Genomic DNA, 7,161 nt, shown 5'->3' on the forward strand with positions numbered 1-7,161 from the left:
ATGAGCAAAGGTATTACGAGTAAAAGTGAAGATTATTCGCAGTGGTATAACGAAATTGTTATAAAGGCCGACTTGGCAGAGCATTCGTCAGTAAAGGGCTGTATGGTAATTAAGCCATACGGATACTCTATCTGGGAAAAAATGCAAGCGGTTTTAGACCATAAATTTAAAGAAACTGGTCATAGCAATGCTTACTTTCCTTTGTTTATTCCCAAATCTTATTTTTCTAAGGAAGCCGCTCACGTAGATGGTTTTGCAACAGAGTGTGCCGTTGTTACACATTATCGGTTAAAAAACGATGGAGCGGGAAATATTATTGTTGATGAAGATGCTAAATTAGAAGAAGAATTAATTGTTCGCCCAACTTCGGAAACTATCATTTGGAATACCTACAAAGGTTGGATCCAATCTTACCGCGATTTACCTTTGTTAATTAACCAATGGGCAAACGTAGTGCGTTGGGAAATGAGAACCCGTTTGTTTTTGCGTACTACAGAGTTTTTATGGCAAGAAGGCCATACAGCACATGCTACGGCAGAAGAAGCCATTGAAGAAACAGAAAAAATGCTAGACGTTTATGCCGATTTTGCAGAAAACTGGATGGGCGTACCTGTGGTAAAAGGTAGAAAGACAGAAACTGAGCGTTTTGCTGGAGCTTTAGATACCTACTGTATCGAAGCTTTAATGCAAGACGGTAAAGCTTTACAGGCCGGAACATCCCACTTTTTAGGACAAAATTTTGCGAAAGCATTCGATGTTAAATTTGCTAACAAAGAAGGTAAGCTAGAACATGTTTGGGCTACTTCATGGGGGGTTTCTACCCGTTTAATGGGGGCTTTAATTATGGCGCATAGCGATGACAACGGTTTGGTTTTACCACCTAAATTAGCTCCAATTCAAGTGGTAATTGTACCTATCCATAAAGGAGAAGAAGAATTACAGAGAATATCAACTTTTGTTGACGAACTACTTCCTAAATTAAAAGGCTTTGGTATTTCTGTAAAATACGATGATAGAGATAGCCAACGCCCTGGGTTTAAATTTGCAGAATACGAGTTAAAAGGAGTGCCAATCCGTTTAGCTATTGGGGCCAGAGATATGGAAAATGGTACGGTGGAGTTGGCTCGTAGAGATACCAAAGAGAAATTCACCGTTCCGCAAGAAGGCTTGGCAGAATATATTTTCCAAATGTTGGCACAAATTCAACAAAACATCTATGATAAAGCCTTAAAATTTAGAGACGAGCATATCACAGAAGCCAATTCTTACGAAGAATTTAAAGAATTGTTAGAAACTAAAACTGGATTTATTGCTGCACATTGGGATGGTACCGCCGAAACAGAAAAGCGAATTAAAGAAGAAACCAAAGCAACAATTAGGTGTATTCCTTTGAACAATAAACTAGAAGACGGTACTTGTATACTAACAGGAAAACCATCTAAACAAAGGGTATTGTTTGCAAGGGCTTATTAAAAAACTTTCCGGCCCTCTCCAAAAGATAGCGCTTAATTATACAAGGATAAATGAAAAACGAGATCACCAATTATCAACGAATTTTAGAAAGGTTAGAAAATAAAGCATCTTTAAAGCAAGAGATTTACAGAAACACCATCGAAGTTTTTGGTATTGCAAAAAAAGCGTTATCCAAAATCGCCTCAAAATTGCACCACGACTACTATACTAAAGATCCGTCTGTAGAAATTAACTATAAAGATACCAGCCAATTTGAAGCAGAGTTAAAGTTTTCTGGCGATATGTTATTGTTGTCTATGCACAGTAACATATTTTCTTTCGAAGAAGGACATCGCATATTTCAATCTAGCTACATTAAAGCCAACCCAAGTTTAAATTATTGCGGTATTATTTATATCCATAATTTTTTGGCCGATTCGATTAAATATAACCGTTTGGCCGACGAAGGTTCGTTAATTGCAAGGGTACTGATAAACAAGGAAAAACACTTTATAGTGGAAGGTGTAGGACAGTTAGGGTTTTTGTACGAGTCGTTTAGCGATAGTGAAATTAACGAAGACGTTTTAACCAATATATTTGAGCTGGCTATTTTAGACTGTATTGATACAGATTTACAATTACCACCTTATGCACAAGTAAAAGACATCAATTTACATCAAAAGCAAACTATTACTGCCGCAAGCGGATACCCTACCGGAAAACGTTTGGGATATATGTTTAAATCAGAAACTCAATCGAATAATAATACATAATACCCCCTTGTGTATTTGGGAGATTTAGCAGCAGATGCACAGGTGCTAAAATGATGAAAGTCTAAGGGAATTTAGTTTTTGGGCTAAAATCTATTATTGATCCGTAATATTTCGTTTCAATTTTGTTTAAAAACTAAAAAAATCTGTGTATCTGTGGCTAAAATGTACAACAGGTATAATACTTTTGTTATAAGTTTGTTTTTAACGGTTATTAAATAATAGAGAAATGAAATTTGCAACTAAAGCCATACACGCAGGCCAAGAACCAGATCCTACAACAGGAGCAATCATGACCCCAATTTATCAAACATCAACCTATTGGCAAGCTTCTCCAGGCGACCACAAGGGGTACGAGTATTCTAGGGGAACCAATCCAACTCGTAAAGCTTTGGAAGATTGCTTGGCAGCATTAGAAAATTGCAAGTTCGGTCTGGCCTTTAGTAGCGGCATGGGAGCTACAGATTGCTTGTTAAGGTTGTTAAAGCCTGGAGATGAGGTGATTACCGGCAACGATTTGTATGGCGGCTCTTACCGTATCTTCACCAAGATTTATCAAAACTATGGCATTAAATTCCATTTCCTAGATTTATCAAAACCCGAAAATATTACACCATACATCACTGAAAAAACCAAGTTGGTTTGGATAGAAACACCAACTAATCCAACCATGCGTATTATTGATATTGCAGGCGTAGCTAAAATTACCAAAGCCAATAACATTCTACTAACGGTTGATAATACATTTGCTTCGCCATATTTGCAAAACCCCATAGATTTAGGTGCTGATGTGGTGATGCACTCGGTTACCAAATATATTGGTGGCCACTCTGATGTAGTAATGGGTGCTTTGCTAACCAATAACGAACAATTGTACAAAGATTTATTTTTCGTGTACAACGCTTGCGGTGCAACTCCGGGCCCTCAAGATGCTTTCTTGGTATTAAGAGGAATAAAAACCTTGCACTTACGTATGAAAGCACATTGCGAAAACGGAGAAAAGGTAGCACATTTTCTAAGAAAGCATCCAAAAATCGATAAAATTTACTGGCCAGGTTTCGAAGATCATCCTAATCACGATGTGGCTAAAAAACAAATGCGTGGTTTTGGCGGAATGGTATCGGTAACGTTAAAAGATGCAGATTTAAAAGAGACCTTCCGTATTGCTTCTCGCTTTAAAGTGTTCTCATTGGCCGAGTCTTTAGGTGGGGTAGAAAGTTTAGTAAATCACCCTGTGAGTATGACCCACGGCTCTATACCAAAAGAAGAGCGTGAAAAAGTAGGAGTAACCGATAACTTGTTGCGTTTTAGCGTAGGAGTAGAGGATATTGACGATTTGCTAGCGGACTTGGAGCAGGCACTTACTTAAGGCTAATCGTTTAACTGAATAAATTGTTAACTGTATATGTCGATTAACCGAATAAACGATTTTTACAATTAACCAAAATATGCAAATTACAGATATTAAAGATTTTCTCGATGTAAAAGTAGCGCAGTATAATCGGCCTAATTTCATTGCAAACGATCCCATTTGTATTCCGCATCAATATAGTTTAAAACAAGATATTGAAATTGCTGCATTTTTTGCGGCAATTTTAGCTTGGGGGCAACGTAAAACCATCATCAATAAATGCAACGAGCTATTGGCAAGAATGGATAACCAACCTTATCAATTTATGTTGCACCATTCTGATGAAGATTTAAAAGGATTGTTAGGCTTTAAGCATCGTACCTTTAACGACACCGACTTGCTGTACTTTGTGGCATTTTTTAAGCAGCATTATCGTCAATCTAATTCCTTAGAAACCGCTTTTATTCCAAATACTTCTGCTTATAGAACCGAATATATGCAAATTGAAGAAAGATATACGGATTTTGAATTAAGCTCTTCTAGTTGTTACGCAGCCGAATTAACCCTTAAAGATTTTAGCGTAGAAAAAGCATTAAATCATTTCCGTACTTATTTTTTTAGCCTACCAGATTTCCCCAGAAGAACCATAAAGCATATTTCATCGCCATTGCAAAAATCTACCTGTAAACGTTTAAACATGTTTTTAAGGTGGATGGTGCGTAAAGATAACTGCGGTGTAGATTTCGGGATCTGGAATACCATTCGCTCGTCAGACTTGATTTGCCCTTGCGATGTGCACGTAGATCGCGTAGCGAGATATTTTGGTTTAATTGAACGTAAAAAAACAGATTGGCTAACGGCTGTTGAACTTACGCAAAAGCTAAAAGAATTTGATGCTACAGACCCCGTTAAATATGATTTTGCTTTATTTGGCTTGGGAGTAGAAGGAGAGTTGTAGTTGGTTTGTTAGATGATTAGTTATTTCGCTGTTTGGATTTTTTGCCAAACGTATAACTTATTACCTAAAACTTATAACTTTAGTAAATGGTAAATTTCAACGCCGAAATAGAGAAGTTTGATAGTAACGGTGAAAAAACTGGTTGGAGTTATGTTTTCGTGCCAGAAAATGTTGCACAACAAATTAAACCCGAGGAGAGAAGAGGCTTTCGTGTGCGTGGATATATAGACCAGTTGGCTATTAGCGGGAAAAGTTTAATCCCGATGGGCGGTGGCGATTTTATTTTGGCACTAGATGCGAAAATTCGGAAACAATTAAGAAAAGAAGTTGGTAGGCCTGTTACGCTTTCTTTAACATACGATGCCGATTTTAAAATTGAAATGCCCGAAGATTTAGAAGTTTGTTTGGCTCAAGAAGAGGGATTGTTAGAACATTTTTTGAGTTATACTAAAGCACACCAAAACTATTTTATTAATTGGTTAAATACCGCCAAAACAGAGCCTACAAGAACTAAACGGCTAATAATGATTGTGGATGCCATGGCAAAAAAGCAAGATTTTGGTTTGATGATGAGGAGTAATAAAAAGCCAAAATAAGTTCTACTGTTCATTTTGGCTTTCTTTAGTTTGTTTTTTAGATACGCTATTTCTCTATCTCTTTTAAGCTGTCCATTTTTTTAAGGGCTAGAAAGCCTTTAATGTCTTCAAAATGTTCGCGAACACGTTTGTTGCCAAATTCAAATACTTTTTCTGCTAAGCCATCTAAAAAATCCCTATCGTGCGATACCAAAATTAAAGTGCCGTCGAAATCTTTTAAGGCATCTTTAATAATATCCTTGGTCTTCATGTCTAGGTGATTGGTAGGCTCATCCAGAATTAAAACGTTTACAGGTTCTAATAAGAGTTTGATCATGGCCAAACGTGTTTTTTCACCACCCGATAAAACCTTTACTTTTTTGGTAGTATCATCGCCACTAAACATAAAAGCACCGAGTAAATCTTTAATCTTTACCCTCACGTCGCCTACGGCAATTTGGTCTATGGTATCAAAAACGGTTAGTTCTTCGTCTAAAAGAGCTGCTTGGTTTTGGGCAAAATAACCAATCTTTACGTTATGGCCTACTTTTAATTCGCCTTCAAAGTCAATTTCACCCATAATGGCTTTAATCATGGTCGATTTTCCTTCACCATTTTTGCCCACGAACGCTACTTTTTGCCCACGTTCTATTACCATAGCTGCTTTTTCGAATACGGTATGGTTGCCATATTTTTTGGTCAGTTCCTCTACTATTACGGGGTAACTGCCAGAACGTGGCGAAGGTGGAAATTTTAAGCGTAATGCTGAGTTGTCTATTTCATCAATTTCGATGATTTCTAGTTTCTCCAACATTTTAACACGAGATTGTACTTGCAAAGTTTTAGAGTAAGTGCCTTTAAAACGATCAATAAATTCCTGGTTGTCGGCTATAAAACGTTGTTGTTCTTCGTAGGCTTTTATTTGGTGTTCGCGGCGCTCTTTACGCAGTTGTAGGTAGTAGGTGTATTTGGCCTTGTAATCGTAAATACGGCCCATGGTTACCTCAATGGTACGGTTGGTGATGTTATCTACAAAAGCACGGTCGTGAGAAATCACAATAACCGCTTTTGCCGAGTTGAGCAAGAAATCTTCTAACCATTGAATACTTTCGATATCCATGTGGTTGGTAGGCTCATCAAGCAAAATCAAATCGGGCTTTTTCAATAAAATTTTAGCCAGTTCAATGCGCATTCGCCAACCCCCAGAAAACTCTGAAGTTTGACGAGTAAAGTCTGAGCGTAAAAATCCCAGGCCTTTCAGTACTTTTTCTACTTCGGCATCGTAGTTAACCTCTTCAATAGAGTAAAACTTTTCGCTCAGTTCCGAAACCCGCTCAATCAGTTTCATGTAATCGTCCGTATCGTAATCGGTACGAATGCTTAGCTGTTCGTTTAAGCTTTCCAGCTCATCACGCATTTGATAAACTTCGTTAAATGCTTTAGAGGTTTCTTCAAAAACAGTTACATTATCCTTAGTAAGTAAATGCTGTGGCAAATAAGCAATAACAGCCTCTTTAGGCCCTGCAATATGGCCCGAAGTTGGCTTGCCTACGCCTGCAATAATTTTTAATAAGGTAGATTTGCCGGCGCCGTTCTTACCCATAAGGGCTATTTTGTCATTTTCGTTAATAGAAAAAGAAACGTCGCTAAAAAGGGTGGTGCCACCAAAAGATACCGAGATGTTATTTACGTCGATCAATGTGTAATGCTAAAAAATAAGCGGCAAAGATAATTCTTTTATGTTGGTGTGGCTGTTACGTAAGTTTAATTTTTTTGAAATAGACAAACAATTGTTAACCGATAACACAAATGTAATTAAGGATAGGGAAATAGTTTAATGCTAGAGTTTGGTGGGGACACCAAACTCTAGCGGCGTTTTGTCACTTTGCGTAGTGGTATATTAAATGCACAAATTTTTAAAACACAACAAATGTTAAATAAGGTTACTAACCTTTAAGTTGCCGTCGAACCTGCCATTACGCAAAATGGCTGTTGGCGGTAGTGTTTGCTAGAGTTTGGTGTCCCACCAAACTCTTAGCTATGGGTTGTAGGCAG

At 37.6% G+C, this 7,161-nt stretch carries 6 protein-coding genes; 5 read left to right on the forward strand and 1 reads right to left on the reverse strand.

What is annotated here, in order from left to right; translation table 11 throughout:
• From proS to B3I52_RS06785, 5 genes are all read left to right on the forward strand, one after another.
• Nucleotides 1-1,473, forward strand: coding sequence for a proline--tRNA ligase (gene proS, locus B3I52_RS06765; protein WP_293299773.1), 1,473 nt, complete (start codon nt 1-3; stop codon nt 1,471-1,473).
• Between the two features lie 50 nt (nt 1,474-1,523).
• A complete protein-coding gene (locus tag B3I52_RS06770; protein ID WP_293299774.1) occupies nt 1,524-2,225 on the forward strand; it encodes a hypothetical protein in 702 nt (233 codons plus the stop codon).
• A gap of 226 nt (nt 2,226-2,451) precedes the next feature.
• Entirely contained in the window at nt 2,452-3,591 is a 1,140-nt protein-coding gene (locus tag B3I52_RS06775) for a cystathionine gamma-synthase (protein ID WP_293299775.1), read from the forward strand.
• Between the two features lie 79 nt (nt 3,592-3,670).
• Nucleotides 3,671-4,531: a TIGR02757 family protein gene (locus tag B3I52_RS06780; RefSeq protein ID WP_293299777.1), complete on the forward strand. Its 861-nt coding sequence runs from the start codon at nt 3,671-3,673 to the stop codon at nt 4,529-4,531.
• Nucleotides 4,532-4,617: 86 nt separating this feature from the next.
• Nucleotides 4,618-5,127, forward strand: coding sequence for a YdeI/OmpD-associated family protein (locus B3I52_RS06785; protein WP_293299779.1), 510 nt, complete (start codon nt 4,618-4,620; stop codon nt 5,125-5,127).
• Between the two features lie 46 nt (nt 5,128-5,173).
• On the opposite strand, the gene B3I52_RS06790 is transcribed toward B3I52_RS06785, so the two are convergent.
• On the reverse strand, nt 5,174-6,805 hold the full coding sequence (locus B3I52_RS06790) for an ABC-F family ATP-binding cassette domain-containing protein (protein WP_293299780.1): 1,632 nt from the start codon (nt 6,803-6,805) through the stop codon (nt 5,174-5,176).
• Between the last annotated feature and the right edge of the window lie 356 nt (nt 6,806-7,161).

It is taken from the genome of Pedobacter sp. UBA4863, from assembly GCF_002399615.1.
Classification (GTDB): Bacteria; Bacteroidota; Bacteroidia; order Sphingobacteriales; family Sphingobacteriaceae; genus Pedobacter.

Bases quoted from the DNA above. Each gene is read 5' to 3' on its own strand.
- B3I52_RS06780 (WP_293299777.1), top strand. From the start codon at position 3,671: ATGCAAATTACAGATATTAAAGATTTTCTCGATGTAAAAGTAGCGCAG.
- B3I52_RS06785 (WP_293299779.1), top strand. From the start codon at position 4,618: ATGGTAAATTTCAACGCCGAAATAGAGAAGTTTGATAGTAACGGTGAA.
- B3I52_RS06775 (WP_293299775.1), top strand. From the start codon at position 2,452: ATGAAATTTGCAACTAAAGCCATACACGCAGGCCAAGAACCAGATCCT.
- proS (WP_293299773.1), top strand. From the start codon at position 1: ATGAGCAAAGGTATTACGAGTAAAAGTGAAGATTATTCGCAGTGGTAT.
- B3I52_RS06770 (WP_293299774.1), top strand. From the start codon at position 1,524: ATGAAAAACGAGATCACCAATTATCAACGAATTTTAGAAAGGTTAGAA.